Origin of the sequence: Thalassolituus alkanivorans, assembly GCF_020447205.1 — a bacterium.
In the GTDB taxonomy this organism is placed as follows: Bacteria; Pseudomonadota; Gammaproteobacteria; order Pseudomonadales; family Oceanobacteraceae; genus Venatoribacter; species Venatoribacter alkanivorans.
Genome location: NZ_JAJAEL010000038.1, coordinates 76474 through 103460, shown reverse-complemented (window position 1 = coordinate 103460; position 26987 = coordinate 76474). Strand labels below are relative to the sequence as shown.

The 26987-nt window shown below is 52.7% G+C and carries 26 protein-coding genes; 9 read left to right on the top strand and 17 right to left on the bottom strand.

Annotation, left to right across the window (positions count from 1 at the left end):
• Positions 1 to 168: 168 nt before the first annotated feature.
• The 3 genes from LGT44_RS14955 to LGT44_RS14945 are packed head-to-tail and all read left to right on the top strand — an operon-like array spanning position 169 to position 2609.
• The gene (locus tag LGT44_RS14955) at positions 169 to 1536 is read left to right on the top strand and encodes a leucyl aminopeptidase family protein (protein ID WP_145470879.1); all 1368 of its coding nucleotides are present in this window, start codon (positions 169 to 171) and stop codon (positions 1534 to 1536) included.
• A gap of 43 nt (positions 1537 to 1579) precedes the next feature.
• Entirely contained in the window at positions 1580 to 2200 is a 621-nt protein-coding gene (locus LGT44_RS14950; protein ID WP_145470877.1) for a trimeric intracellular cation channel family protein, read from the top strand.
• 37 nt (positions 2201 to 2237) lie between these two features.
• Positions 2238 to 2609 (top strand): NHL repeat-containing protein, encoded by a 372-nt coding sequence (locus LGT44_RS14945; RefSeq protein ID WP_230331161.1) that lies wholly within the window; start codon positions 2238 to 2240, stop codon positions 2607 to 2609.
• 39 nt (positions 2610 to 2648) lie between these two features.
• Here LGT44_RS14945 and LGT44_RS14940 read toward each other — a convergent pair whose 3' ends face one another.
• The 3 genes from LGT44_RS14940 to LGT44_RS14930 form a co-directional block, all read right to left on the bottom strand.
• The gene (locus tag LGT44_RS14940; protein WP_145470874.1) at positions 2649 to 3314 is read right to left on the bottom strand and encodes a carbonic anhydrase; all 666 of its coding nucleotides are present in this window, start codon (positions 3312 to 3314) and stop codon (positions 2649 to 2651) included.
• A gap of 110 nt (positions 3315 to 3424) precedes the next feature.
• Positions 3425 to 5236, bottom strand: a complete 1812-nt coding sequence (gene oadA, locus LGT44_RS14935; RefSeq protein WP_230331212.1) for a sodium-extruding oxaloacetate decarboxylase subunit alpha — start codon at positions 5234 to 5236, stop codon at positions 3425 to 3427.
• Between the two features lie 19 nt (positions 5237 to 5255).
• Positions 5256 to 6671 carry an acetyl-CoA carboxylase biotin carboxylase subunit gene (locus tag LGT44_RS14930; RefSeq protein ID WP_230331162.1) on the bottom strand — a complete coding sequence of 472 codons (1416 nt, stop codon included), beginning with the start codon at positions 6669 to 6671 and terminating at the stop codon, positions 5256 to 5258.
• 136 nt (positions 6672 to 6807) lie between these two features.
• Here LGT44_RS14930 and LGT44_RS14925 point away from each other — a divergent pair, with 136 nt between their 5' ends.
• Positions 6808 to 7764: a LysR family transcriptional regulator gene (locus LGT44_RS14925; RefSeq protein ID WP_230331163.1), complete on the top strand. Its 957-nt coding sequence runs from the start codon at positions 6808 to 6810 to the stop codon at positions 7762 to 7764.
• Positions 7765 to 7812: 48 nt separating this feature from the next.
• Here LGT44_RS14925 and LGT44_RS20045 read toward each other — a convergent pair whose 3' ends face one another.
• From LGT44_RS20045 to LGT44_RS14915, 3 genes are all read right to left on the bottom strand, one after another.
• Positions 7813 to 7938, bottom strand: coding sequence for a hypothetical protein (locus LGT44_RS20045; protein ID WP_255606124.1), 126 nt, complete (start codon positions 7936 to 7938; stop codon positions 7813 to 7815).
• A gap of 38 nt (positions 7939 to 7976) precedes the next feature.
• A complete protein-coding gene (locus LGT44_RS14920; protein ID WP_145470949.1) occupies positions 7977 to 8186 on the bottom strand; it encodes a hypothetical protein in 210 nt (69 codons plus the stop codon).
• Between the two features lie 70 nt (positions 8187 to 8256).
• Complete coding sequence (locus LGT44_RS14915; protein ID WP_230331165.1) at positions 8257 to 9240, bottom strand: GlxA family transcriptional regulator; 984 nt, start codon at positions 9238 to 9240, stop codon at positions 8257 to 8259.
• Between the two features lie 107 nt (positions 9241 to 9347).
• Here LGT44_RS14915 and LGT44_RS14910 point away from each other — a divergent pair, with 107 nt between their 5' ends.
• Positions 9348 to 9890, top strand: a complete 543-nt coding sequence (locus LGT44_RS14910) for a thioesterase family protein (protein WP_230331166.1) — start codon at positions 9348 to 9350, stop codon at positions 9888 to 9890.
• A gap of 44 nt (positions 9891 to 9934) precedes the next feature.
• On the opposite strand, the gene LGT44_RS14905 is transcribed toward LGT44_RS14910, so the two are convergent.
• From LGT44_RS14905 to LGT44_RS14870, 8 genes are all read right to left on the bottom strand, one after another.
• Complete coding sequence (locus LGT44_RS14905) at positions 9935 to 11452, bottom strand: phage tail sheath family protein (protein WP_230331167.1); 1518 nt, start codon at positions 11450 to 11452, stop codon at positions 9935 to 9937.
• Positions 11453 to 11559: 107 nt separating this feature from the next.
• A complete protein-coding gene (locus tag LGT44_RS14900) occupies positions 11560 to 12096 on the bottom strand; it encodes a DUF1697 domain-containing protein (protein WP_230331168.1) in 537 nt (178 codons plus the stop codon).
• A 166-nt stretch (positions 12097 to 12262) separates the two neighbouring features.
• Positions 12263 to 13816, bottom strand: coding sequence for an alkyl hydroperoxide reductase subunit F (gene ahpF / locus LGT44_RS14895; RefSeq protein ID WP_230331169.1), 1554 nt, complete (start codon positions 13814 to 13816; stop codon positions 12263 to 12265).
• A 235-nt stretch (positions 13817 to 14051) separates the two neighbouring features.
• Complete coding sequence (ahpC, locus tag LGT44_RS14890) at positions 14052 to 14609, bottom strand: alkyl hydroperoxide reductase subunit C (protein WP_145470856.1); 558 nt, start codon at positions 14607 to 14609, stop codon at positions 14052 to 14054.
• A gap of 175 nt (positions 14610 to 14784) precedes the next feature.
• A complete protein-coding gene (locus LGT44_RS20190) occupies positions 14785 to 15867 on the bottom strand; it encodes a mechanosensitive ion channel family protein (protein WP_145470854.1) in 1083 nt (360 codons plus the stop codon).
• A gap of 75 nt (positions 15868 to 15942) precedes the next feature.
• A complete protein-coding gene (gene rlmB / locus LGT44_RS14880) occupies positions 15943 to 16686 on the bottom strand; it encodes a 23S rRNA (guanosine(2251)-2'-O)-methyltransferase RlmB (protein ID WP_225692440.1) in 744 nt (247 codons plus the stop codon).
• Positions 16687 to 16689: 3 nt separating this feature from the next.
• Positions 16690 to 19353 carry a ribonuclease R gene (rnr, locus tag LGT44_RS14875; protein ID WP_230331170.1) on the bottom strand — a complete coding sequence of 888 codons (2664 nt, stop codon included), beginning with the start codon at positions 19351 to 19353 and terminating at the stop codon, positions 16690 to 16692.
• 51 nt (positions 19354 to 19404) lie between these two features.
• A complete protein-coding gene (locus LGT44_RS14870; protein WP_225692438.1) occupies positions 19405 to 19776 on the bottom strand; it encodes a gamma-butyrobetaine hydroxylase-like domain-containing protein in 372 nt (123 codons plus the stop codon).
• 144 nt (positions 19777 to 19920) lie between these two features.
• Between LGT44_RS14870 and LGT44_RS14865 the strand changes: the two genes are divergently transcribed.
• Positions 19921 to 21555, top strand: a complete 1635-nt coding sequence (locus tag LGT44_RS14865; RefSeq protein WP_230331171.1) for a methyl-accepting chemotaxis protein — start codon at positions 19921 to 19923, stop codon at positions 21553 to 21555.
• 68 nt (positions 21556 to 21623) lie between these two features.
• Here LGT44_RS14865 and hslU read toward each other — a convergent pair whose 3' ends face one another.
• Together hslU and hslV are read right to left on the bottom strand one after the other, a co-directional pair.
• Positions 21624 to 22967 carry an ATP-dependent protease ATPase subunit HslU gene (hslU, locus tag LGT44_RS14860; RefSeq protein ID WP_230331172.1) on the bottom strand — a complete coding sequence of 448 codons (1344 nt, stop codon included), beginning with the start codon at positions 22965 to 22967 and terminating at the stop codon, positions 21624 to 21626.
• 3 nt (positions 22968 to 22970) lie between these two features.
• Positions 22971 to 23501, bottom strand: a complete 531-nt coding sequence (gene hslV / locus LGT44_RS14855) for an ATP-dependent protease subunit HslV (protein WP_145470843.1) — start codon at positions 23499 to 23501, stop codon at positions 22971 to 22973.
• Between the two features lie 158 nt (positions 23502 to 23659).
• Between hslV and LGT44_RS14850 the strand changes: the two genes are divergently transcribed.
• Positions 23660 to 24151, top strand: coding sequence for an FKBP-type peptidyl-prolyl cis-trans isomerase (locus tag LGT44_RS14850; protein WP_230331173.1), 492 nt, complete (start codon positions 23660 to 23662; stop codon positions 24149 to 24151).
• 103 nt (positions 24152 to 24254) lie between these two features.
• Here the strand turns inward: LGT44_RS14850 and LGT44_RS14845 are convergent, their stop codons facing one another.
• On the bottom strand, positions 24255 to 24653 hold the full coding sequence (locus tag LGT44_RS14845; RefSeq protein WP_145470840.1) for a hypothetical protein: 399 nt from the start codon (positions 24651 to 24653) through the stop codon (positions 24255 to 24257).
• A 116-nt stretch (positions 24654 to 24769) separates the two neighbouring features.
• On the opposite strand from LGT44_RS14845, the gene LGT44_RS14840 reads away from it, so the two are divergent.
• On the top strand, positions 24770 to 25348 hold the full coding sequence (locus tag LGT44_RS14840; RefSeq protein WP_225692434.1) for an LPP20 family lipoprotein: 579 nt from the start codon (positions 24770 to 24772) through the stop codon (positions 25346 to 25348).
• Between the two features lie 70 nt (positions 25349 to 25418).
• Positions 25419 to 26975, top strand: coding sequence for a hypothetical protein (locus LGT44_RS14835; protein WP_230331174.1), 1557 nt, complete (start codon positions 25419 to 25421; stop codon positions 26973 to 26975).
• The last annotated feature ends 12 nt before the right edge of the window (positions 26976 to 26987 follow it).

Sequence of the window (26987 nt, the reverse complement as noted above, 5' to 3'; positions counted from 1 at the left end):
CGTGGGGTATTCTAATCCATGTGCCGGGTTACGTCTGCCGGCGCGTCTGCTGGCGCTTCCGCGCGCAGCAAGCTGATATTCACCACCAAGGTCGCTGGTGCCGCCCATTCTGTAATTTGCGGGAATTACCTATACTGTGAACATTATTTTCAGTAGTCCGGAGTTTCCATGTCTGATGTTTTAGCCGCAGGCCAGCAGGGTATCCCTCTTACCATTCTTGAAAGCAGCGATTTTCCGCGCTGGCTCGAACAACAGGCTGACAGCGTTAAAGCCTGGCTGGATGCCTGCGGCTACAGCGGCAAGGGAGTACAGTTATTACCGGCAGCCAATGGCTCCCTGCAAAGCGCGCTCTTTGTCTGCGATAACCTCGACGATATGTTCGCCTGTGGCGAGCTGGCCAACCTGCTGCCCGCAGCGGATTATGTGATCGACAATATCAGCGATACCGATCAATTAATCAGCATTGCCTTTGCCTGGGGCGCTGGCGCCTATCGCTTTGAACGCTATGTCAAACCGGGTAAGCCACAGGCGCGTTTATTACTGGCCGACAGCGGCGCACTGGCGTACGCCCAGCAGCTGGTCAGCGCAACCCGTCATGTCCGTGATCTGGTCAATACTCCTGCCGCCGATATGATGCCGCAGCATCTGGCAGCTACTCTGGAAAATCTGGCGCAGGAGTTTGGCGCACAGTTTTCTCAGATTGTCGGCGATGATCTGCTGAGCGAAAATTATCCGATGATTCATGCGGTCGGGCGCGCCAGTGCCCATGCTCCGCGTCTGCTCGATCTGCGCTGGGGCGATGAAAAACATCCGCTGGTCACTCTGGTGGGTAAAGGTGTGTGCTTTGACAGCGGCGGTCTGGATTTAAAACCTGCCGATGCCATGCGCACCATGAAGAAAGATATGGGTGGTGCTGCCCATGTGGTTGGTCTTGCTTACCTGATTATGGCTCAACAGCTGCCGGTGCGTTTACGCGTGCTGGTTCCGGCGGTTGAAAATGCCGTCAGCGCTGACAGTTTCCGTCCCGGTGATGTACTGAATACGCGCAAAGGCTCAACCGTTGAAATTGACAACACAGACGCCGAAGGCCGTCTGGTTCTGTGCGATGCATTAACCGAAGCGGTCAGTGAGTCACCGGATCTGGTCATCGATTTCGCCACGCTCACCGGCGCCTGCCGGGTCGCGCTGGGTACTGAATTACCGGGTTTCTTTACCAATCAGATGCAGCTCGCTTCTGATTTAATGCAGGTCGGTCAGCGCATTACCGATCCGGTCTGGCACCTGCCCCTACATCAGGCTTACCGCGATTCTCTGAAAAGCGATATCGCCGATCTGGTGAACTCTGTACCCGGGCCCTTTGGTGGCGCGATTACCGCCGCGCTGTATCTGGAGCATTTTGTTGATAACACGCCCTGGGTGCATTTTGACGTAATGGCCTGGAACCGCCGTAAATTACCGGGCCGTCCGGTGGGTGGTGAAGCCATGGGTATGCGTGCCGTTTTCGCATATCTGCAGAACCGTTATGCAGCGCAATAAGCGCTGCTGGTTTTTTAATATTACTTAACGCCGGACGATCACTATGGTTCTGAGCACCGCTGAAGTGATGTACTGGTCAACCATGTTTGCTTCGATTCTGTCGGCCTCCGCCGGTGTGCTGGATGCGCGCAGCAAACAGTTTGATCTGTTCGGCATTATGATTATCGCGTTTTGTGCCGCCCTCGGTGGTGGCACCCTGCGCGATACCCTGCTCGACCGCACCGTATTCTGGGTAGCGGATTCCAGCTATCTGATTTTTACCTGGTTTGGTGCACTGGCCACTTTTTTTCTGGCACGCTGGATTAAATTATCCGGCCGCTGGTTTGTGCTACCGGATGCTGCGGCCTTGGGTTTATATACCGTAGCCGGCACTCAGGCTGCCCTGGGTGTTGGTGCCGATATGCTGGTCGCTTCATTTATGGGTGTTATTACCGGTGTGGCCGGTGGGATTCTGCGGGACATACTGCTCAATCAGGACCCGTTGGTATTTCAGGGGCAGTGGTATGCGACCGCCGCCTGGAGCGGTTCTCTGCTGTATATTTTGCTGATTCATAACGATATTAATATCGGCGCCGCTGCTCTGGTTGCCGGTATTTTTATTTTTCTGCTGCGCCTCAGCGCCATCCGCTGGAATCTGGTTTTGCCACGCTATAAAGAGAAATAACGTCCGCACAGTACCCTGTAAATTCAAAGGAATGAAGATGACCCCCACTCTGACACACACCCTGTTGCTGCTAACCAGCCTGACCCTTGGCACAGCGTACGCAGCACCAGAATTACCGCTGGCCGATGGTCAGTATGTATTTCAGCAACGCTACGCCGAGCACCCACAGATGCAGGGCATCAATCTGGATACCGAAATAAAACAGGGAAGGATCTCTCTGACCAATAACGATAGTGACGGCGTATTTCCGTTGGGATTAATTGATGAGGGAGAGCTGTACTGGCATGCCCGCTCCGGTCATTGGATTATTATCTATGAACCGAAGGATAAAGAGGCAAAAGATGTTGGCGGTTGCAGCGACGGTCCGGCGGTCGTTGATCTGGAGAATAAAATTTATTGGACCTGCTGATTGCAGAATCAGGGCCGGTGAAGAAACCGGCCCGGACGATTATTCGCCGACGCTCGCAATAATATCGGCATAATGAGCCGAGAAATCGTTAAAGGTATCGCTGTTATGGCTGCAGCAACGAATGCCACCGCTTTTAATGTCATACACCCAGCCGTGAATATGTACTTTCTGTGTCGACAGCTTGGCGGCCACCACCGGATGGGTACGTAAATGCTGAACCTGCTGCAAAACGTTCTCTTCAATGGCTTCGTTCAGGTGCTCATGACCCAGACACATATCCGATGGAATCCCATTACGTTCGCGCACGATTTCCATCGCGGAACGGCAATGACCTAACCATTCTTTAACGTGCGGCAGCCCCTTTAGCTTGGTCATATCCAGAGCGCCTTTAATCGCACCACAATCGGTATGTCCGCACACAATAATATGGCGTACGCCTAATACCGCAACGGCATACTCAATAGATGCGGTCATGCCACCGGTTTCGTTAGAGTGTGGGGGAATAATATTACCGGCGTTACGGCAAATAAAGAGATCACCAGGGGCTGAGCCGGTAACCATATTCGGATCGATACGGGAGTCCGAACAGGTAATAAAGAGTACGTCCGGATTCTGGCCATCGTCAGCCAGCGTGCCGAACAGGTCTTTCTGTTGCGGATACACATTCTGTTTAAAATTCAGTACACCACGTATCAGTTTTTCCACTGCAATCTCCCCTTATCAACGGCGCTAAGAATACGGTATTCCCTCCGTAAGAAACATGATTTTCTCAGCGGACTGTTGTGCCGCTGACGACACAACAATCCTTCCCGGTATCAACCGATTTCGATTAATACCTCACCCGGCGTTACCCGGTCCCCTTTGCTCACATAAACCGCCTGTACGGTACCGGCGATATTGGCGTGAACTTCGGTTTCCATTTTCATCGCTTCGGCAATCAACACCGACTGGCCGGCTTCGACTTTATCACCTTCTTTCACCAGCACATCGACGATATTGCCCGGCATTGCTGCGGTAACATGACCCGGCTGAGTGGCACGCTTACGGCCATGATTGCTGCTGCCTTCGGCGACGTATTCGTTCAGCGATTCAAAAATTACTTCTTCCGGCATACCGTCCAGCGACAGGTACAGTTTGCGTTTACCGGCACCGGAGTCGCCGACACCGGTAATAGCCACTTCATAGCTTTCACCGTGTACGTCGATACGGAATTCAGTTGCCATCGCTTCGCCCATACGGCCTTTGCCTTTCTGGTCCGGTGGCAGCAGTTCTTCCGGTTTCAGGGTGCCATCAGCACGTTGCTGCAGGAATTCACGGCCCAGATCCGGGAACATGGCAAAGGTCAGAACATCTTCTTCGCTTTGCGCCAGAGCACCAATGTCATCACGCAGTTTATTCATTTCCGGGCTTAATAAATCCGCCGGACGACCATCATTAACGCTCTCGTTACCAATGGCTTTTTTCTGCAGCTCAGCATTCACCGGCGCCGGTGCTGCACCATAGCCACCCTGCAGGTAACGCTTAACTTCGTTGGTGATGGTTTTATAACGCTGACCCGCCAGCACGTTATATACCGCCTGAGTACCAACAATCTGTGAGGTTGGCGTTACCAGCGGAGGAAAACCAAGGTCTTCACGTACCCGTGGAATTTCGGCAAACACCTCACGGATTTTATCCAGCGCGTTCTGTTCTTTCAGCTGATTGGCCAGGTTAGACATCATGCCGCCCGGCACCTGATTAATCTGCACGGAAACATCTTCGCGGGTAAATTCACTTTCAAACTGGTGGTATTTTTTCCGCACTTCACGGAAGTAATCGGCAATTTCACCCAGCAGTTCCAGATCCAGACCGGTGTCGTAGCCTGTGCCTTTTAACGCAGCAACCTGCGACTCGGTCGCCGGATGACTGGTACCTGAGGCAAAGGAAGAAATCGCGGTATCGATACGGTCGGCACCGGCTTCTATCGCTTTCAGCTGACACAGAGGTGCCAGACCTGCCGTTGAATGACTGTGAATAACCAGCGGTAAATCCACTTCGGCTTTAATCGCTTTTACCAGCTCATAGGTGCCGTATGGTGTGAGCAGACCCGCCATATCTTTAATGGCAATAGAGTCGGCGCCCATGGCCTGCATGGCTTTGGCCTGTTCAACAAAGAGCGCTGGCGTATGCACCGGACTGGTGGTGTAGCAGATGGTGCCCTGCGCATGTTTACCGGCTTTTTTAACCGCTTTCATTGCGGTTTCGATGTTACGCAGATCGTTCAGCGCATCGAATACACGGAATACATCAATGCCGTTATCAGCCGCTTTCTGCACGAACGCTTCCACCACGTCATCGGCGTAATGGCGATAACCGAGCAGGTTCTGACCACGCAGCAGCATTTGCAAACGGGTATTGGGCAGCGCTTTTTTCAGCTGACGCAGACGCTCCCACGGGTCTTCTTTAAGGAAACGCACACAGGCATCAAAGGTGGCTCCACCCCAGACTTCCAGCGACCAGTAGCCGACTTTATCCAGCTTGTCGCAGATCGGCAGCATGTCTTCGGTGCGCATACGGGTCGCAATCAGCGACTGGTGTGCATCACGCAGAACCACATCGGTGACTTCAATCTTTTTCACGTTACTCATCATTCATTCCTCCTGCGGATTACCAGCCGGCGTGTGCGGCAATGGCTGCGGCAATGGCCAGCGCAACTTCGCTGGGGTGACGTTTTTCTGAATAATTCAATAATTCCGGATGGGTCGGCACAAAGCTGGTGTCGAATTCCGCCCGTTTAAAATCGGCGTTACTGAGAATCTGCTGGTAATAGTGCGCAGTGGTTTTAATACCGTGCAGACGCATGTCATCCAGCGCGCGCTGCCCACGGGCAATCACTTCTTTCCAGGTCAGCGCCCAGACCACCAGTTTTAAACACATGGAGTCGTAATACGGCGGAATTTCATAGCCGGTATAAATTGCTGTATCGACCCGTACACCCGGCCCACCCGGCGCATAATAGTGAGAGATACGGCCGAAGCTTGGCAGGAAATCGTTTTTCGGGTCTTCGGCATTAATACGGAACTGCAGGGCAAAACCGCGGTAGGCAATATCTTCCTGGCGATAACTGAGCGGCAGGCCAGCGGCAATGCGCAGCTGCTCACGCACAATATCCACCCCGGTAATCTGCTCGGTAATGGTGTGCTCGACCTGCACACGGGTATTCATTTCCATGAAGTACACTTCATTGCCGGTCAGCAGGAATTCGACCGTACCGGCATTTTCATAACCGACGGCTGCGGCCGCTTTCACCGCCAGCCCACCAATATACTGGCGCTGTTCCGGCGTTAATTGCGGGCTTGGCGCAATCTCAATCAGCTTCTGGTTACGGCGCTGAATAGAGCAGTCACGCTCATACAGATGCACCACATTGCCCTGACTGTCGGCCAGAATCTGCACTTCGATATGACGCGGATTTACGATGCACTTTTCCATAAACACATCGGCCGAACCGAAGGCTTTGGTGGCTTCAGAAATAACCCGCGGGTACTGGGATTTTAATTCGTCGGCAGAATCACAACGGCGGATACCGCGGCCACCACCACCGGAAGTGGCTTTCAGCATCACCGGATAACCAATCTCGGCGGCCAGTTTCAGCGCCTCATCCAGATCGGCCAGATTACCGTCGGAGCCCGGAGTAATAGGTACGCCAGCGGCGCGCATGGAATCACGGGCCTGGGTTTTATCGCCCATTTTGTGGATAACATCCGACTTCGGCCCGATAAAGGTGACCCCTTTCTGTTCACACAGGCGGGCGAACTCAGCGTTCTCTGACAAAAAGCCGTAGCCCGGATGAATGGCATCGCAGCCGGTTTCCAATGCCAGATTCACAATGCGCAGCGGATCGAGATAACCGGCCAGCGGATCTTCACCCAGCATATAAGCTTCGTCCGCACGCTTAACATGCAGCGCATAGCGGTCCGGTTCGGTATAGATAGCCACCGAGCGGATGCCCATCTCGGCGCATGCGCGCACGATACGGACGGCAATCTCGCCGCGGTTAGCAATAAGAACTTTCTTCAGCATGGGGAACTCCTCGTTCGTAGTCCCTGAGTGAAAGGGTCAGATCAGCTTAGACAACACCAGACCAAAGCAAAAATTGATATTTTTTACCCAACCTATAAGGTATTACTTATACATAAAGACCAACGAGCAACATAGCATGCCAATCAGCGTACAAAAATTAGCCAGCCGCCTGACTTTTCGCCAATTGCAGGTATTCCACGCAGTATATGAGCTGGAAAGTTACAGCAAGGCGGGCGAGCTGCTCGGACTGACCCAGCCGGCGGTCAGCAGCCAGATGCGCCAGCTGGAGCAGGCATTGGAAATGCCCTTATTCGAATACGTCGGTCGCCGTTTATTTGTGACAGCGGCCGGAGAGAAGCTGGCCCTGAGCGTGGATGGTATTTTCGGTGAACTGCGCCGGTTGCAGACCGATCTGGCCGAGCTGGACGGTAAAGTGGCTGGCGAGCTGAAACTGGTGGCGGTGAATACGGCGCAATATGTTGTGCCCTACCTGCTGCGCGCTTTCCTTAATCTTTACCCACAGATCAACGTCAGCGTCAGCGTGGTGAACCGCGCCGCAGCGATTCAGCGCCTGAACGATAACCGTGACGATCTGGTGATTATGGGCATGGTGCCAAGCGAGAAGCCGCTGGCCTCGCTGCCGTTTCTGAATAATGAGCTGGTGCCGGTGGTGCCGGCCGGACATCCGCTGTTACTGCAGGAAGCGGTCAGCCCGCAGGACTTCCTCGACAGCAACCTGCTGATGCGCGAGGCGGGTTCCGGCAGCCGCCTGGCGCTGGAAGTACACTGCCAGCAACAACGCCTGCGGGTGAAACCCAGCATGGAAATCGGCTCGAACGACGCCGTTAAACACGCCGTGATTGCCGGCCTTGGCGTAGCCGTGCTGCCTAAGCTCAGCATCCTGCCGGAACTGCAGCTGGGGACGCTGCGGGTGTTGGATATTCCGGGCTTTCCACTGCGCCGCAGCTGGTGTGTGGTGTATCCGCAGGCCAAACATCCGACCCCGGCCATGAAGGCTTTTATTGATTATATTCAGCAGAATATTAAACAGTTCGAGCAGGTATTTTTACGTAACCCACAGTTGAAGTCCTGACCAAAAAAAACGACACCCGCAGGTGTCATTTTTTATATCAGCCTGCGATTAAGCGGCTTTTTTCAGCTTTTTCTTCAGCACTTTCAGTTTGCTTTCCTGCTTGGAGATCTTGGCCTTACGCGCTTTGATCTCTTTTTTCAGGCTGACGACTTTCTTGGATACTTTCTTAGACATAACAAATTCCTTCTTTATTCCGATGGGTGCATTAAGCACTATGACTCTTCAGTCTGCTGATTTTTCCGGATAAAACCGCGGATAAATCGCCGGATTTCACGGGCTGCACTGGTGTCCAGCTCTTCGCACAGAGCAAGAAACTGCTCCCGCTCTTCGCCATTAATACGGATAAGCAGCTGTGCATCATTCTTTACAGCTTTGGCCTTTTTACTGCGGCCAGTTTTGGCTGAAGCCTTTGCCTTATCCACGACGCCTGAAACCCAATAAGATGAAGAGAACTTAATGATATACATTGTATATCATTATGCAATACGTTAATTACTCTGCAGATGACTCCGCTCTGGACTTTGGCTGGAACTGTTTACGATAAGCCGCCGGCGATAAACCCACCCGCTGACGGAAAAGACGGCGGAATGAATTACTGTCTTCATAACCGACCGCCAGCGTAATGCTGTCAATGGTCATGCGGGTCGACTCAATCAGCTGCTTGGCTTTTTCTATGCGCAGCGCCTGCAGATAAGCCAGCGGCGCCTGCCCCGTCGCCTCCTTAAAACGCCGCTTAAAGTTACGCACACCAAAGCCGAAACGGCTGGCCAGTTCATCGATGACCAGCGCTCCGGCAAAGTGTTCATCCAGCCAGTTCTGTACCTTCAGAATATCCTGATCAGTGTGATTTTTCGGCGCGGCCCATAAGGCATAGGGGCTTTGTACGCTGCGGACATTATCAATCAGCAAATAACGGCTGCAGGTTTGTGCCAGCTCTAATGAAGCAAAACGGCGTATAAGGTGCAGCAGCAGATCCAGCACCGCCGTCGCTCCGCCACTGCTGATCAGCTGGCCGTCTTCACATAACATTTGCTGCTCATCCAGCCGGACCTGCGGGAAACTGCGCCGGAACAGCCCGGCGAAAGCCCAATGAGTCGTCACCCGCATACCATCGGCAAGACCGCTTTCGGCCAATAAAAACGTTGCATTACACATGGTGGCAATCGTCGCGCCTTGCCGGTAACGCTCCGTCAGCCACGCCCGGTAGCGGCCAAACTCCGGCATCGCCTGCTGCAGACTGAAGAGAAAACCCGGAATCACAATCAGATCGGTCTGGCGGATATCGGCAATCCCGCAGTCTGCCATCAGCTGCTGACCGGCTGAGGCCGTAACCGGCAAGCCATCAAGCGACACCTGGCTCAACTCAAACAGCGGCTTCTCCTGACCGGAAAATAAGTTGGCGGCATAAAAGATCTCCTGCGCCATAGTCGCACTGGCCGCAGAGCATTGATCAGCCAACAGCAAAGTAACGTGCATAATGCCTCGATTGCAGATTTCGCGTGAAACAAGTCATTTATGCATATACAACGCCGCCCCCGCAAGCCTTAGAGTGGCCGCCTGTTTAAGCAGTCAGGAAAATAAAGATGAATCTCTGGTTTCGATTGTTACTTATGCTGCTGCGCCGCCCGTGGCGCAAGCCGGTCGGCGGCCTGGACACCACGGTGGTGAAAATGCGCGTATGGCCACTGGATCTGGATTTTAACCGCCATGTAACCAATGGCCGTTACTTCACCATGGCCGATGTCGGGCGTATGGATTACGTATTACGCAGCGGCGCCTACAAAGTGGCTCTGCGCCATAAAGCGTTTCCGGTTGTGGGTGATGTCTGGGGGAAATTCCGCCGTGAGCTGCGGCTGTTTGAAGCCTTTGAAATTCACAGCCGTATGCTCGGCTGGGATGATAAATGGGTCTTTGTTGAACACCGTTTTATGCGCAAAGAACGGGTTATTGGCGTGGTGATGATGCGTGGCCTGTTCCGTTCGGCAAAAGGGTTGGTCGATCCGCAGGAGTTTATCGCCGAAATGAATCTTGCTCCGCAATCACCACCGCTGCCAGACTGGCTCAGCGCCTGGTCAGAAAGTTGCGACGGCATGAGCTCCCAGCTGCGCGACGAAGAGCTCTGCTGAACAATCTGGCCGGGATTACCGGCCAGTCAGCGTTTCCGGCAGCATCAGGAATCTGCCTGCTGCTGCTCGAAGTTCAGCACAATAAATTCAGCAGGACGAACCAGTGCTACTTTTACATTAACCCGCAGCCAGCCATTCAGAATATCGTCACTGGTCATGCTACTCCCCAGCCCGACCGCAACATTAAACGCATCACTGGCAGACGAGCCCTGCAGACCACCTTCTTTCCAGATACTGGTGAGAAAACTCTCAATCATGGCTTTTACAGCATTCCAGGTGTTGGCATCGTTGGCTGCAAAAATATAACGCTTCATGCCCTCCTGAATTGAACGCTCAAGAAAAATCGCCGTGCGCCGCACCGGAATATAACGCCAGTTCTGACTGTTACCATCCAGCGTGCGGGCGCCCCAGACAAGAATGCCCTGGCCATTAAAAAAACGGATGGCGTTAATGGATCTGCCGGAAGCTTCATCAATATTCAGCTCAGCCTGTTGATGATCTGATAAGCGGATAGGTAACGCAGCTGCGCCAACGATGCTGACATTAGCTGGTGCACGCCATACGCCCTCGTTACTATCGTTAAGCACATAAATGCCAGCCATCGCCGCACTGACCGGCAAAATATTGACCTCGGTATTCAGTCTTTGCTGCAAGCTGTTATAACGCTTACTGGCATTCCGTAATGCCATATCGTGCTGCCGGATCTGCGCTGCAGATGGCTCTGCTAAGGCTGCGACATCCGCCAGAATGCGGCTGACTGCCGATGTACCATCAGACTCTGCATGAAGAAACTCCGCCAGTTGATGCAGATTACCGCCAAACAAATTGGTGTAATTCAGCTCGTTACTTCCCACCATCGTGGTGCCGATAAACGGATAATAGCAGGCAGCATTTTTTAACCCGTTACTGCCCGTGTTTTCGCGAAAATTCCGGATATCTTCGCTGTATAACACCGGGTCAGGATTGCACCCGCCAATGACATCGAACAGACAGAACGGATACTCCAGCTGTTCAGCCTGCAACAGCATGGCCTGCATCAGTGTTGCATTTTCTGCCACCGACAGCAGTGTTGCGTCCGGACACAGGTACAGCGTCGGCTCTGATTCTTCTGCCAGAACCTGCAGTCCACGCAGCAGATCAGCCAACAGAATATTCGGATTAATAATCGCTGCCTGCGCACTATTTAAGGGGTTTCCGCTCGGCTTACCGTAATTTCCGACCGATACAACATAAGCACTGCCACCCCCGTTTTCAAAAAACAGCCGCATACTGTTACACAGGTAATACACCGTTGCCGGATCGGGCATAAGTTCGTAATTATCATCTCCGCCCTGTGGGTAATACTGTACCGGCTGGAGTGCGTCCGGATGCATAAAGCGCGAGACAAATTCTTCGTAAGATTGTACAAGCACCGCTTTATTCAGCAGTGACTGACCGTTTAATTGTGCCGCAGGCGTATAACCGATAAACGCAGGAATAGCGGTTGCACTGGGCACAACCGAATCAGGAAAGGTGTTTATCTCATTGATATAAACACCCGGGGTTTTGACTGTCGTGGTCATAGTGGCTCCGTGCGCTGCTGTCTGTCCGTGAATGACTGAGCATGCCTGAACCAGCCAGAGGGTCAAGGAAAGTTCCCGCGCTCTGGCATACCTGAATGTTAACGGAGTTAATCCACAGCGTTCAGCAGGCTTTCTAACTTGCTGACGGTGTTCCAGTTTCTGGCGGTTACAGGAACCCCAAGAACTTTTTCCACACCTGCCGCCAGTTTTGAACGGCCAATACCTTCTGGCGCATACAGATAAAATACGCCGTCAGCCAACTGAAAAGATTCCGATGCCTTACTCAGAGCCTGAAGGCGTTCTGAGTCTACGGTCTTTGGCTGTGCAGCCAGAAAGAAGAAGTGCAGCATTTTGCCATCATCCACCGGGTAAGGGTTGGCAGCGATAACTGCTTGTAACTCAGCCGCGCTCAGCAACAGAACGTCCACCTCAAATCCATGCTGAGCAGCAATCAGACTGCGCAGCCGCGTACTGTCTGCAGCCACAGGTTGTGCAGCGCTCTGAAAAACAACATTACCGCTCTGAATATAGGTTTTAACCTGCTGATAGCCGGCCTGTTCAAACACGGTGACCAGATCTTTCATCGGCAGAATATTTTTACCGCCGACATTAATGCCGCGTAATAACGCAATACAAGAGATCATCTGCATCCATTCCTGTTAATAATCCAACACTCCGCCTGACAATAGCGGACTTTGATGCGATTAAAAACAAAAACGGCCCGGAAGCAATCATTGCTTCCGGGCCGCGGGCTGCTTGTCTGTTCCCAACAAGCATTCAGGGTGCTGAATTTTTAAATTATGCGGTCGCTCAGTTGCGGATTAAGTAATCGAAGGAACCCAGTGCAGCGGTTGCACCCGCGCCCATCGAAATAATAATCTGCTTGTACGCCACGTTGGTGCAGTCACCGGCGGCGAATACGCCCGGTACATTGGTCTGGCCATGGCCGTCGATAATAATCTCGCCACGCTCAGTCAGCTCGACCGTTCCTTTCAGGAATTCGGTATTCGGCACCAGACCAATCTGTACGAAAATACCCGCCAGTTCGATCACATGGCTTTCGCCGGTATTACGGTCCTGGTATTTAATCGCCGTTACCCGCTCACCGTCGCCAATCACTTCAGTGGTCATCGCCATTTTAATAATGTCGATATTGGCAGTGGCTTCGGCTTTTTTCACCAGCACCGCATCGGCACGCAGTACATCGGAAAATTCCAGTACGGTGACGTGCTCAACAAGTCCGGCCAGATCAATAGCGGCTTCAATACCGGAGTTACCACCACCGATCACCGCAACACGCTTACCTTTAAATAACGGGCCATCACAGTGCGGGCAGAAGCATACGCCTTTGGCTTTGTATTCCTGCTCGCCGGGTATGTTCATTTCTCTCCAGCGCGCACCGGTCGCGAGGATCACCGACTTACCCGCCAGTACCGCACCGTTGGCCAGTTCGACTTCGGTTAAGCCGGAATCGGTTTTGCGTACCGCAACGGCTTTCTGGGTTTTCATCACATCCACGTCGTATTCTTTAACGTGTTCTTCCAGATGTGCAACCAGCTTCGGACCTTCGGTGTAAGGCACAGAAATAAAGTTTTCGATGCCAACAGTATCCGATACCTGACCACCAAAACGCTCGGCCACCAGACCGGTACGGATACCTTTACGCGCCGCGTAAATGGCAGCTGAAGCACCCGCCGGGCCACCACCCACCACCAGCACATCAAACGGATCTTTATCGGCCATTGCCGCCGCGGCTTTGGCATCGGCGTCGTCATCCACTTTATTGAGGATTTCTGCCAGCGTCATTTTACCGTTGGCCAGCACTTCACCGTTCAGGTACAGCGAAGGGACCGCCATAATATTGCGTTCTTTCACTTCGTCCGGAAATACGCCGCCGTCGATCATGGTGGCGGTTACGTTCGGATTCAGCGCGGCCATTAAATTCACCGCCTGTACAACATCAGGACAGTTGTGGCACGACAACGATACATAGACTTCAAAATTCAGGGTGCGCGTCAGGGATTTTGCCTGATCCTGCAATGCCTGATCTTCTTTCGACGGGTGACTGCCCGCCTGTAATAAAGCCAGCACCAGCGAGGTAAACTCGTGGCCCATTGGCACACCGGCAAAGGCGACACGGGCTTCGCTGCCCGCTTTGGCAATGGTCATTACCGGAGAACGGCCACCGATTTTTTCGTTGGTCACCGTCAGGGAAATCTGATCATTCAGTTCTGCGATCTCACGCGCCAGGGTTTCCAGTTCTTTGGATTTTGGCGAATCATTAACAGACACCTGCAGTTCAATCGGATTACGCAGATTGTTCAGGTAGGTGCCTAATTGTTGTTTCATATTTGCATCAAGCATGGAAATACCGTCCGATTGAAGATTTTTAAAACGGCTCCGGAAAACCGGAGCCGGGTATTGCAATTACAGTGTCGGCCCGCGTCCCGAAGCCGGCAGCATTTGGCAAATGCCGGCCCGAAGCGTTGGCGAGGCCGACAGCGCTAGGCAAAAGCCGATGAAGAAGCGGAGCTTAGTGGACTAAGTGAGCATTCTGAATCGGCTTTTAACAACGCGATGTCAACGCAGCCAGCTTCGATTAAATTTTGCCGACCAGATCCAGAGAAGGAGCCAAAGTCGCTTCACCTTCTTTCCACTTAGCCGGGCACACTTCACCTGGGTGAGCAGCAACGTACTGAGCAGCTTTTACTTTACGCATCAGGTCGTCTGCATCACGGCCGATACCTTCAGCAGTGATTTCCATCGCCTGGATAACGCCCTGTGGATCAACCAGGAAAGTAGCGCGGTCTGCCAGGCCCTGACCTTCACGCATTACACCGAAGTTGTTGGTGATGGTGCCGGTCTGGTCGCCAACCATGTAGTAGTTGATCTTACCGATGGTTTCAGAGCTGTCGTGCCATGCTTTGTGGCAGAAGTGAGTGTCGGTAGACACAGAGAATACTTCTACGCCCAGCTTCTGCAGTTCTTCGTATTTGTCAGCCAGATCGCCCAGTTCGGTCGGGCATACGAAAGTGAAGTCGGCTGGGTAGAAGAAGAATACTGCCCACTTGCCTTTAACATCAGCTTCGGTGATTTCTACGAACTCGCCCTGTTTAAAAGCGGTTGCTGCAAATGGTTTGATTTCAGTGTTGATCATGTGGTCTTACTCCATAGGTTTGTGTTGGGAACAGGATCTATAGTAGGGGTATGCTCTTGATTAGTTAAATTGATCTTTTCAAAGAAGGCTATTAGGTATAGCTATTGAACCGTTTGACTAACAGTCCGGAGGATAAGTGCTCTGCCCTGGGTTACAGGGCAGAGCCTGAGCCTTGTCAGCGCTGGGCCGGGGCCGTGCCCGCCAGTTGCGGTGGTAAAGAATCGACATGCAACGTGCGGGTCGGGAAGGCGCAGTCGCCACCCTTCTCGTGGATGATATTCAGTACTTTCAGCAGTACATCCTGCTTGATCTCGTGGAACCTTACCCAGTCGGTGGTTTTGGTGAAGGTGTAGATAAAGAAATCCAGACTGGATTCACCAAAGCTGTTGAAGTTCACGATCATGGTCTGGTTATTATCAATTTCCGGATGTTCGCGCAGCATGGCACGCACGCCTTCCATAATCGCCGGCAGATGACGCGAATCCTGATAGCGGATACCAATGGTTTCGTAGATACGGCGGTTGGTCATGCGCGATGGGTTTTCCACCGAGATATTGGTGAACACCGAGTTCGGCACATACAGCGGACGCTTATCAAAGGTGCGGATACGGGTTACGCGAAAGCCGATATGCTCTACCGTCCCTTCGATGCTGCGGTCCGGCGAACGCACCCAGTCACCGACTTTGAACGGGCGGTCGAGATAGATAATCAGCGAGCCAAAGAAGTTGGCCAGCAGATCTTTGGCGGCCATACCGACGATCAGACCACCGACACCACCAAAGGCGAGAATGCCGGAAATGGATATGCCCAGCAGCTGAAAAATCGGCAGAATAATCAGAATGGTAACGCTGAGTTTGGCCACCTTACCCACCAGCTGTACCGTGGTCGGATCGATGCCATTCACAATCTGCCGTTCTTCCACGCGGTTAATCAGACGCCACAGCGCCCAGGCGGTAAGAATAATCAGCGCCAGCTGACGTACTACCGGAATACTGGAAATAATTTCAGAAGAAAAATGACCGGCGGTAATGTCGGCAATCCAGGTCGCACCAATGGCAAAAATAATCCAGCTGATAGGAACGCCAATGGCCTCCAGCACAATATCGTCCCAGCGGTTCTTGGTCGCCAGCGCCAGCTTAACCAGACGCTTGCGGGTAAAGCGCCATGCCGCACCGGCAATCAGCGTGATACTCAGGGCAATGCTGACATCCCAGAACCAGTCATAATTCTGTGAAATTAATTCGTTCCACCACTCCACGCAGAAGACTCCATTTATTCAGAAGGGAATTTTGCGCAGACAGGCAACAGCGGTTACCTGCCCGCAAACAGGTACTCAGCTCAACTGACGCTGACGCACCGCTTCAAACAGACAAATGCCGGTAGCCACCGACACGTTAACCGAGCTGACTTCGCCGGCCATCGGAATATTCACCAGATAATCGCAATGTTCACGGGTCAGACGACGCATACCCGCACCTTCAGCACCCATAACCAGAGCCGTTGGCCCGGTAAAATCCTGCTGATAAATACTGTGCGTTGCTTCACCGGCGGTGCCGACAATCCAGATACCGCGCTCCTGCAGTTCTTTCATGGTGCGCGCCAGATTGGTGACCTGAATATAAGGCACGGCTTCGGCTGCACCACAGGCCACTTTGGCGGCTGTTGCATTTAACGGTGCGGATTTATCTTTCGGCGCAATCACTACCTGCACGCCGGCGGCGTCTGCCGTACGCAGACAGGCACCCAGATTATGCGGATCGGTAACGCCGTCCAGAATCAGAATCAGCGCATTGCCACTGATACCGTCGAGAATATCCGGCAGGTGTTTCTCGTTTTTATTCTGCACAGGCTTACGCCAGGCAATAATGCCCTGGTGATTACCTTCATCGGCTTTCTGATTCATCAGGCCTTTATCGGCCTCACGGATATCCAGCCCCTGTTCGGCAGCCAGTTCCAGCACGCGCTGCATACGCTGGTCCTGACGGCCTTTCATCACCCACAGCTCCACCACCTGATCCGGACTGCGCTGCAATAAGGTGGTAACGGCATGCAAACCGTAAACGGCTTCTAACTTCATTGATTAATCAACCTGTTTCTTTCCGGCCTTTTTGGCCGGTTTTTTCTTGGCGGTCTTTTTCTTTACCGCTTTTTTGCTTTCGGTTTTCTTTTTGGCGTTCAGCTTTTGCCGTTTGCTCGGCTTGGGCTTTTTCTTTTTGCTTTTAGTGCCGTCAGAATCGTCAGCAGCAAAGGTTTTAGCGCCCTTGTCAGCCGTACGCTTAACACCGGCTTTTTTAACGCCGCTTTTATTAGCGCCGCTTTTATTACCGCCACTTCTGGCACCATCTCCAGATTCTGTCGAGGGTGCCCGTGCTTTTTTTTGGCGGCTTGGCTCCAGCGTTTCTTCGGTTACTTTGCCATCGGCCTGTTTATTACGGCGGCGCGGTAAACGCGCAGGCGTTGGCAGATCGCTGGCTTTGCTGCGTCTGGCGTTAACCGGTGCTGTGGTCAGTTCGAAGTCGACTTTGCGCTCGTCGAGGTTCACGTTCATGACCCTTACCCAGAGCTTATCGCCAAGGCGGAAACTGCGGCGTGTGCGCTCACCGACCAGACGATGTTTCACTGCATCAAAGTGGTAGTAATCGTTTGCCAGACCACTGATATGCACCAGACCTTCGACATAGACGTCTTTTAATTCAACGAATAAGCCAAAGCCGGTAACCGCGGTAATAACCCCTTCGAATTCTTCACCGATACGGTCGCTGATAAATTCGCACTTGAGGAAATCCACCACATCACGGGTAGCATCATCGGCACGGCGCTCGGTCATCGAGCAGTGCTCACCCATCACCACCATCGCTGCGGTGTCGTATGGGTAAATGGTTTTCTGGGCCAGTGGTTTGGCACCGTCGGCACGTTTTACGTGTTTGCATTCGCGTTCGCTGCGGATCACGCTGCGCAGACCACGGTGCACCAGCAGATCGGGGTAACGGCGGATTGGCGAAGTAAAGTGGGTATAGGCTTTATAAGCCAGACCAAAGTGACCTTCGTTATCCGGCTTGTAAACGGCCTGACTGAGCGAGCGCAGCAGCACGGTCTGGATTAAATGTGAATCCGGACGGTCGCCAATCTGACTCAGCAATGCCTGATAATCTTTCGGCGACGGGTCCTGACCATGTGGCATGGATAAACCGACTTCGGCGAGGAAAGATTTCAGGTTCTCAAGTTTTTCTGCGCTCGGGCCGTTATGCACACGATACAGTGCCGGCACGTCATAACGCTGGAAGAAATCGGCAGCACAGACGTTGGCTGCCAGCATGCATTCTTCAATCAGCATATGGGCCGCGTTACGTTCGGTCGGTACGATTTCCTGAATTTTACGCTCAGCATCGAACACGATACGGGTTTCGACCGAGTCGAAATCCATCGCACCACGCTCTTCACGTTTGGCGCGCAGGGTTTTATACAGGACGTAGAGATTTTCCAGATGCGGCACAACGTCTTTGTAATGTTCACGCCAGGCATCGCCGTCGTCACCACGTTCCGGCTGCAGCATTTTCCAGACCTTGTTATAGGTCAGGCGCGCATGGGAGTGGATAACACCTTCCATAAACTGATAACCGGAAATATTACCGGCTTTGGAGATGGTCATTTCACATACCATCACCAGACGATCTACTTCCGGGTTCAGCGAGCATAAACCGTTGGACAGTTTTTCCGGCAGCATCGGTACCACAAACTCAGGGAAATACACCGAGTTGCCACGACCGTGAGCTTCAACATCCAGTGCCGAACCTGCCTGTACGTAATGGGATACATCGGCAATGGCAACGTATAAACGCCAGCCACCGGTTTTGCGGTTAGGTTCGCAGTAGACGGCATCGTCGAAGTCTTTGGCGTCTTCACCGTCGATGGTGACAAAAGGCAGCTGACGCAGGTCGATGCGGTTGTGTTTGTCTTTATCTTTGACCTGTTCCGGCAGTTTTTTGGCTTCTACCAGCACGGCCTCCGGCCATTCGTGCGGGATATTATGGCTGCGGATGGCAACATCAATTTCCATCCCCGGTGCCAGATGATCACCCAGCACTTCGACCACTTCACCCATAGGTAAGCCGCCGGGCTTGGGCTGCTCAACAATCTGCACCACCACAAACTGACCATGCTCAGCGCCTTTGCGGCCAACCGGCGGAATCAGGATTTCCTGCGCCACACGTTTGTTATCCGGCTGTACGACGCCGACACCGGACTGATCGAAGTAACGGCCGACAATCTGCTGGGTATTACGCTCCAGCACTTCGACAATTTTGCCTTCCGGGCGGCCACGGCGATCAAGACCAAGAATCTGTACCGCAACGCGGTCACCGTGAAAGACTTTGCTCATCTGGCGGTTAGACAGGTACACATCATCAGCACCGTCACGCAGCACAAAGCCGTAACCATCGCGATGGCCCATCACCACACCGGTAACCAGATCGACTTTGCGCAGCGGTGCAAACTGGCTGCGACGGTTGCTGATCAGCTGGCCATCACGCGACATCGCAATCAGGCGGCGACGCAGAGCTTCTACGCGGTCTTCATCGGTTTCACCCAGTGCTTCGCAGACTTCCGCGTGGGTAGCCGGGTGGCCCAGTTGCTCCAGCAATGCCAGCAGGGCATCACGGCTGGCAACCGGGTTTTCATATTTTTGCGCTTCGGCCTCGGCATTTGGGTCATGGAACGGGGCTTTTGGTGCGTTGGAATCCGTCAATGTGCGGCTCCTATAATTAATTTGCGCCCAGTATAACGGTTACACACGTATTTACAGGGCTTTAAAGTTGATTTGCGCGCTGTCGCGGCTTTTTCCGGCCTGTTGCAGGCGCTGCAGGTAATCAGCCCACAGTTCATCACGATGCGTGCACAAATGATAGAGATAACTCCAGTCATACAGACCTGAGTCATGGCCGTCGTCAAACACCAGTTTCAGGGCATAATTACCGGCCGGTTCAATACGCAGCAATACCACATCTTTTTTACCGCTCTGCAACACCTCATTGCCGACACCATGACCACGGACTTCTGCCGAAGGTGAGTGCACACGAAGAAATTCATAAGACAGCTCATAAGGCTGCTCACCATAGGTCAACTCAAGACAGTGGCTGACTTTCTTCACTTTTATTGCTTTTGGAATCACTGTTATTCCACTCCGGGAGTAAGGATAACGGGCGGATAAGATAAAGCGCGCTACACTTTTATGTAAGGCATACATGGTGTGTCGCCCAATATCAGGCTCCGGTTGTACCTGATGTAGTTTACTATCGGTGAGATTGAGCTGCCTATGAATTCTTTACGCAATATCAGTATCCGTGCCCGTTTATGGGTAATTCTCAGTGCTTCCGTAATATGTGTTCTGCTGATCCAACTGCAAGCCATGCAGCATATTTACGACACTATAAGCAATGCGAAACAACAGGCGGTAAAACAGCAGGTCGACAGTGCATACAGCCTGATTGAGCATTATTACCAGCTCAGCCAGCAGGGAATGCCGGTAGCAGAAGCACAAACACGGGCAAAGGATGCCATCCGCGAGCTGCGTTATAACGGCAATGAATATTTCTGGGTTAACGACTCCGCGCCTGTTGTCGTCGTGCATGGCGCCAAAGCAGAGCTGGAAGGAAAAAACGTTAACGACGTTAAAGACACCAATGGCCTGTATTTGTTTCGTGAAATCGTAAAAGCGGCAAAAAGTAAACCCGAAGGCAATTACGTTAACTATTACTGGCCCAAGGCTGGTAGCTCAGATCCGGTATCCAAGGTCAGCTACGTTAAACAGTTCAGACCCTGGGACTGGATTGTCGGCACCGGTGTTTATACCGACGACGTAATGACCGCCTTCTGGCACAGTGCCACCGGCCTTATTACCACCAGTCTGATTTTTATTATTCTGTTGATTGCCGTCATCATGCTGGTATCGAACAGCATCCGTCATCCGCTGCGGGTTATCACTCAGGCGATGGATGATATTGCCCGCGGCGAAGGTGACCTGACCCAGCGTTTACCTTCCAAAGGTCAGGACGAAATCACCAATATTGCTCAGGCCTTTAATACCTTTATTGGTCAGATTCACAAAGTTGTGAGCGAAAGTAAAACCGCCTCAGAACTGTTGGCGCAACTGACCCGTGAGATTGCCACCGTCAGCAGTGAAACACGCCGCCTCACCGACGATCAGCTGCAACAGACCGATCTTGCTGCCACAGGCTCTAATGAAATGAGCCAGACTATTCACGAAGTGGCTGGCAATGCCGAACGCGCTGCCGCCGCCGCCCGGGAAGTCGATGACAACGCCCGCCGTGGTATGAAAACCATGCAAACCACACAGCAAAGCATTGGTAGCCTGGCCGCCGATATCCAGAGCTCCTGCGAGGTGATTCAGGGTCTGCAGAGTGAAACCGACGCTATCGGTTCGGTACTGGATGTTATCCGTGGTATCGCCGAACAAACCAACCTGCTGGCACTGAACGCCGCCATCGAAGCCGCCCGTGCCGGTGAACAGGGCCGCGGTTTTGCCGTGGTCGCCGACGAAGTACGCACCCTCGCCTCGCGCACCCAGGAATCGACTGAAGAAATTAATAAAATGATTTCCCGCCTGCAGGATCAGGCCGCCAGCGCTGTACATTCGATGGAAGAAAACGTGAAAAATTCTGAATCCACCTCCGTCACTTCACAGCAGGCACTGGACGCGATATCAACCATCAGCACAGCAGTCAGCACTATTACCGAAATGAACCTGAGCATTGCCAGTGCGGTTGAGGAACAAAGCGCCGCCGCCAACGAGATCAGCGGCAACGTTGTACGGATCGCTGAATCTTCAGGGCATATTGCCGACAATATGGTAAAAACCGATCAGTATGGACAGAAGCTGTCCGACAGCAGTGAAGCTCTGGTCAGATTAATTGAGCGCTTCAGGATTTAAATTGCGCCAAATAGCGTTACACATAAAAAAAGGAGGCCTGCAGGCCTCTTTTTTTATCCGTATCTGTGTCAGAGAATAAACTGACTCAGATCCTGATCGCGGGCCAGATCGCCCAATTGCTTCTCAACATAGGCAGCATCAATTTCGACCGCCTGAGTCATATCGGTTGCATCAAAAGATACCTGCTCCAGCAGTCGCTCCATAATGGTATGCAGACGGCGGGCACCAATATTTTCTGTGCTCTCGTTCACCTCAAAGGCAATTTCTGCCAGACGCTTGATCGCATCCTCGGTAAAGTTAATATCCAGCCCTTCGGTTTTCAGCAGCGCTTTATACTGTTCGGTCAGCGATGCTTTTGGCTCGGTCAGAATACGCTTAAAGTCATCCGGCGTCAGCGCTTCCAGTTCCACCCGGATTGGCAGACGGCCCTGTAATTCCGGAATCAGATCGGAAGGCTTGGACAGATGGAAAGCACCGGAGGCAATAAACAGAATATGGTCGGTTTTGACCATGCCATATTTAGTGCTGACGGTGCAGCCTTCGATTAATGGCAGCAGATCACGCTGTACACCTTCACGCGAAACGTCGCCACCAGAACCACTTTCATGACGTTTGGCGACTTTATCGATTTCATCAATAAAGACGATGCCGTTCTGTTCCACCACCTCCAGTGCACGGGCTTTCAGCTCGTCCATATTCAGCATTTTGGCGGCTTCTTCGTCGCGCAGCTGTTTGAAGGCTTCTTTGATTTTTAATTTACGTTTGTTTTTCTTTTCGCCACCGAGGTTGGAAAACATGCTCTGCAGCTGACTGGTCATTTCTTCCATGCCAGGAGGTGCCATAATTTCCACACCAACGCTGACCTGTGCCAGATCGATTTCAATCTCTTTGTCATCCAGCTGCCCTTCACGCAGCTTTTTACGGAAAACCTGGCGCGTTGAGCTGTCTTCTGTTTTTGGTTCTTCGGTAGTGTCCCAGCTGGTTGTGCTGCTGCGCGCCGGCGGTAACAGTACATCCAGAATACGTTCTTCCGCGGCCAGTTCGGCACGGCTGGCAACCTTGACCATTTCCTGCTCACGCAGCAGTTTCAGACCGGTTTCGGTCAGATCGCGGATAATGGATTCAACATCTTTACCTACATAACCGACTTCGGTGAATTTGGTGGCTTCAACCTTAATAAAAGGCGCATTGGCCAGCTTCGCCAGACGGCGGGCAATTTCGGTTTTACCAACACCGGTCGGGCCGATCATCAGGATATTTTTTGGCGTTACTTCATCACGCAGTTCCGGCTGCAGCTGCATCCGGCGCCAGCGGTTACGCAGCGCAATGGCAACCGAACGTTTGGCATTGTGCTGTCCGATAATATGGCGGTCGAGTTCATGCACGATTTCGCGCGGGGTCATCTGGCTCATGGATTATTCTCCCGCCTTCAGTTCTTCGATAGTGAGGTTGCTGTTAGTAAATACGCAGATATCTGCGGCAATATTCAGACTTTTTTCGACGATTTCACGGGCGCTTAACTCGGTGTTTTCCAGCAGCGCACGGGCCGATGCCAGCGCATAATTACCACCGGAGCCTACGCCAATCAGATCGTTTTCCGGCTGCAGCACATCGCCGTTACCGGTGATGATCAGCGACGCCGTATGGTCGGCAACCGCCAGAATCGCTTCCAGCTTGCGCAGCGCACGGTCAGAACGCCACTCTTTCGCCAGCTCAACCGCAGCACGGGTCAGTTGCCCATGGTGCTTCTGCAGCTGCGCTTCAAATTTTTCAAACAGGGTAAAGGCATCTGCCGTTCCCCCGGCAAAACCGGCCAGCACCTGATCGTTGTACAGGCGCCGCACCTTACGGGCATTACCTTTCATTACGGTATTACCCAGAGAAACCTGCCCGTCACCGCCAATCACCACATCATTACCACGGCGTACGGATACAATAGTTGTCATGAAAATTTCCTGCTTTCTGATGCACGAATAACCGATATGGGGGTCGCCGCAGACAAATCAAGTCACTCCCCTGCGTAACCGCCAGAACGCGACAGGTGTTGCCAAAGACCGGGCCGGAAACGATACTCGCGCCTTTTAATGTTTATGGGGAAGTCATCATGATCATCGCCAAGGATACCGTGGTGCAGCTGCACTACAGCCTGTTCGACGAGCAGGACCAGCTGATCGAAAGCACCAATAAAGATGCCGGCGGCGAAGCAATCGCTTATCTGCACGGCCACAACAATATGATTGCCGGATTTGAACAGGCCGTTGCCGGCAAAGAAGCCGGTGAGCATATCAGCATCACCCTGACCCCGGATCAGGCCTATGGCGAGCGTCAGGCCGATGCCGTCGCACGCGTGCCGGTAAAACACCTGCAGGGCGCGAAAAGCTGGAAGAAAGGCATGGTTGCCTGGGTCGAAACCGAACAGGGCACCCGTCAGGTAACCATCGTTAAAGTTGGCCGTTTTATGGCTGACGTCGATACCAACCACCCGCTGGCCGGCAAGACACTGAAGTTCGAAGTGGATGTCGTTGCTGTACGCGCTGCAACCGCCGAAGAGATTGCGCATAAGCATGCCCACGGTGCCGGTGGCCACCAGCACTAAGGCTGTTTAATCAGAGAAAACAGCCCCTGACTGAACCCAGACTGAACGGCCCGCAACGGAATTTATTGTTCCGCCACCGGCCGTTCAGCCTATTTTTTGATCGTTAATGGCTTTCCAGCCAGACGTAATATTCATCCCGCTGAGCGTCATACCAGGTGTCACGGATGCGCGCTTTTACCGTTACGCCGCTGACCTTTTCCACCGTTTCTTTATTCAGGCTGACGCTGCTGGCGTCGTTGCGTACCCGTTCCGATAAATAAGACACGCTGCTGATTTCTACCCCCTGCTGCGCGGCAAGACGCTCGCGGGCACGCTGCAATGCGCATTCTTCCTGAGCATAACGGCCTTTAATATTAAACCCGCAGGATGCCACAACGCCGTTGCCCGGATTCATAATCCACGCCGGGGCACCATCCTGAACCTTAGCTCCGGCACAGCCATACTGTAATAAAACTGTGATCAATAATGCTGCTGCCAGCGCTGTATTTTTCATCTTTGACACGTCTCACATCCGCCATAATCCCGTGTGGCATTTTGCCATAGCATCCGCTATTCTCGGCACACCTTTTATAGCAGTTTACTTTTATTAAACCGCTCACTTCATTCAAGGAGAGGAAGATGAAACTTCGCGCTTTATTCGCTGTAGCGACGACCACTCTGCTGGTCGCCTGTGCTTCTAACCAACCAACTCAAGCTCCGGTAGCCAGCTGCGTATTCGCCGATGGTTCTGGTCAGGCCGCTCCTGAGTGGGTGTGTGGCGCTCCGGTTGATGGTCTGGATCTGTCTGCTGTTGGTTACGCTGACAAGTCTGCTGCCGGCCCTAACTTCATGAAGCAGATGGCTGCAACCGCTGCCCGTGTTGAACTGGCACAAACCATGAAAGTGGAAGTGCAGAACATGATCAAACAGTACGCCGAAACCACTGGTACCGGTGATTCTGAAACCGTTGATCGCGTTAATACTTCTGTAACCAAACAGATCACCAAAGAAACTCTGGTAGGTTCTAAAATCTTCCGTCAGATGCCAACCCCAAGCGGCGGTATCGTAGTTCTGGTTGGTCTGGATGCTGACACCGTTAATAAACTGGCGGAACAGGCAATCAAAACCTCTATGAACAATGAACGTGCCCTGTGGCAGAAATTCCAGGCCGAGAAGTCTTTTGACGAACTGGCTTCTGAAATTTCCAACATGCAGTAAGCGTTTAACGCTGACGCACGATCATAATAAGAAGCCGGCGTCTGCCGGCTTTTTTATGCGAGGAATCCCGATGAAATTTCCAGCAAAGCTCTCTGTTTACCTTTGTGTCTTACCAGTACTCAGTCTGTCGGCTATAGCAACAGCCGAGTCTGAATATGAACAATGGTTAAAGAAAACCCGTGGCGATTTTCAGACCTATCTGGATGAAAACGACAAAGCCTTTATTCAGTTTCTGCAGCAGAAATGGCAACCGGTTGATGTGAAACCCGCCGAGCAGCGTGATCCGAAACCCAAGCCGGTTGATCTGCCGGAAATTCCGGCTTCTGCCAAGCCAGATGCCAAACCTGCGGTAGATGATACGCCTAAAGTCGTCCTGCCCAAGCTGCCGCCGGTCGCAGAAGTTCCTGCGCCCAAACCACCGGCTCCGGAGCTGATCAAGCCACCACTGACCAAGCCACCGATTGACGACAAACCTGGTGCAGAAAAGCCAACGCTGGATAAACCAGTAGCAGAAAAACCCGCGAAAAAATCTCCGGTCAGCGGTCCGGTTGCGCGTTTTGGTTTCTACGGAAATGCCATCGAAATTCCGTACAACGCCAAATTCAAACGCAATTTCAGCGGTAAAATTAATAACGAAAAAATTGCTTCATACTGGCAGCAGCTGGCCAGTGCTGAGCACAAACCAACGGTGCAGGCACTGCAGGCTGAAGCACAACGTCTGGGTCTGAACGACTGGGGCAGCGCCCAGCTGTTTGATCAGTTTGCCCGCGCCCTGCATAAAGACAGCACCAGCCGTAAGCTGACCAGCTGGTTCCTGCTGGTAAAAGCCGGTTACGATGCCCGTGTCGCCTATAACGACAAAGTTCATCTGCTGCTGACATCCGAACAGGAAATATTTGGTGTTACTTTTTTCCGCCTCGGTAATAAAAAATATTACGCCATCAATCTGAATGAAAAAGCACTGAAGCCCGGCAAAGTATTTACCTACGAAGGCCAGCATGACGAAGGCTCACGCGCCCTTGATTTCAGCCAGCCGAATCGTTTTGCCATTGGCGGCAGCGAAGAACAGCGCCAGCTGAAATTTAAATACCGTGACCAGTCGTACAGCATCAAAGTAGCGTATCCACAGCGTTTCGTGAGCTACTTCAGCAGCTATCCGCAGCTGTCGTTGCCGAACTATTTCAAAGCCGGCTTACCGGCGGTAACCAGCGAATCGCTGCTCAATCAGCTGCGTCCGGTCGTGGCCGGGAAAAGTGAGCAGGAAGCGGTGAATCACCTGCTGCGTTTTGTGCAGACCGCTTTTGCCTATCAGACCGACGATGAGCAGTTCCACGAGGAAAATTACCTGTTCCCGCTGGAAACCCTGCACTACCCCTACTCCGATTGCGAAGACCGCGCCGCACTGTTTGCCTGGCTGACCGAATCGCTTTTGGGGCTGGATGTCGTGATTCTCGACTTTCCGGGGCACGTTGCCACCGCAGTCGCCTTTAACGGCGGCGTGCAGGGCGATAACTGGAGCTGGCAGGGCAAGCGCTACACCATCGCCGACCCCACCTATGTGAATGCCGACGCCGGTATGACCATGCCGCAGTTTGCCGGGGTCAAACCGAAAATCATGGCCTTCTGAGCCGCCCGTTAC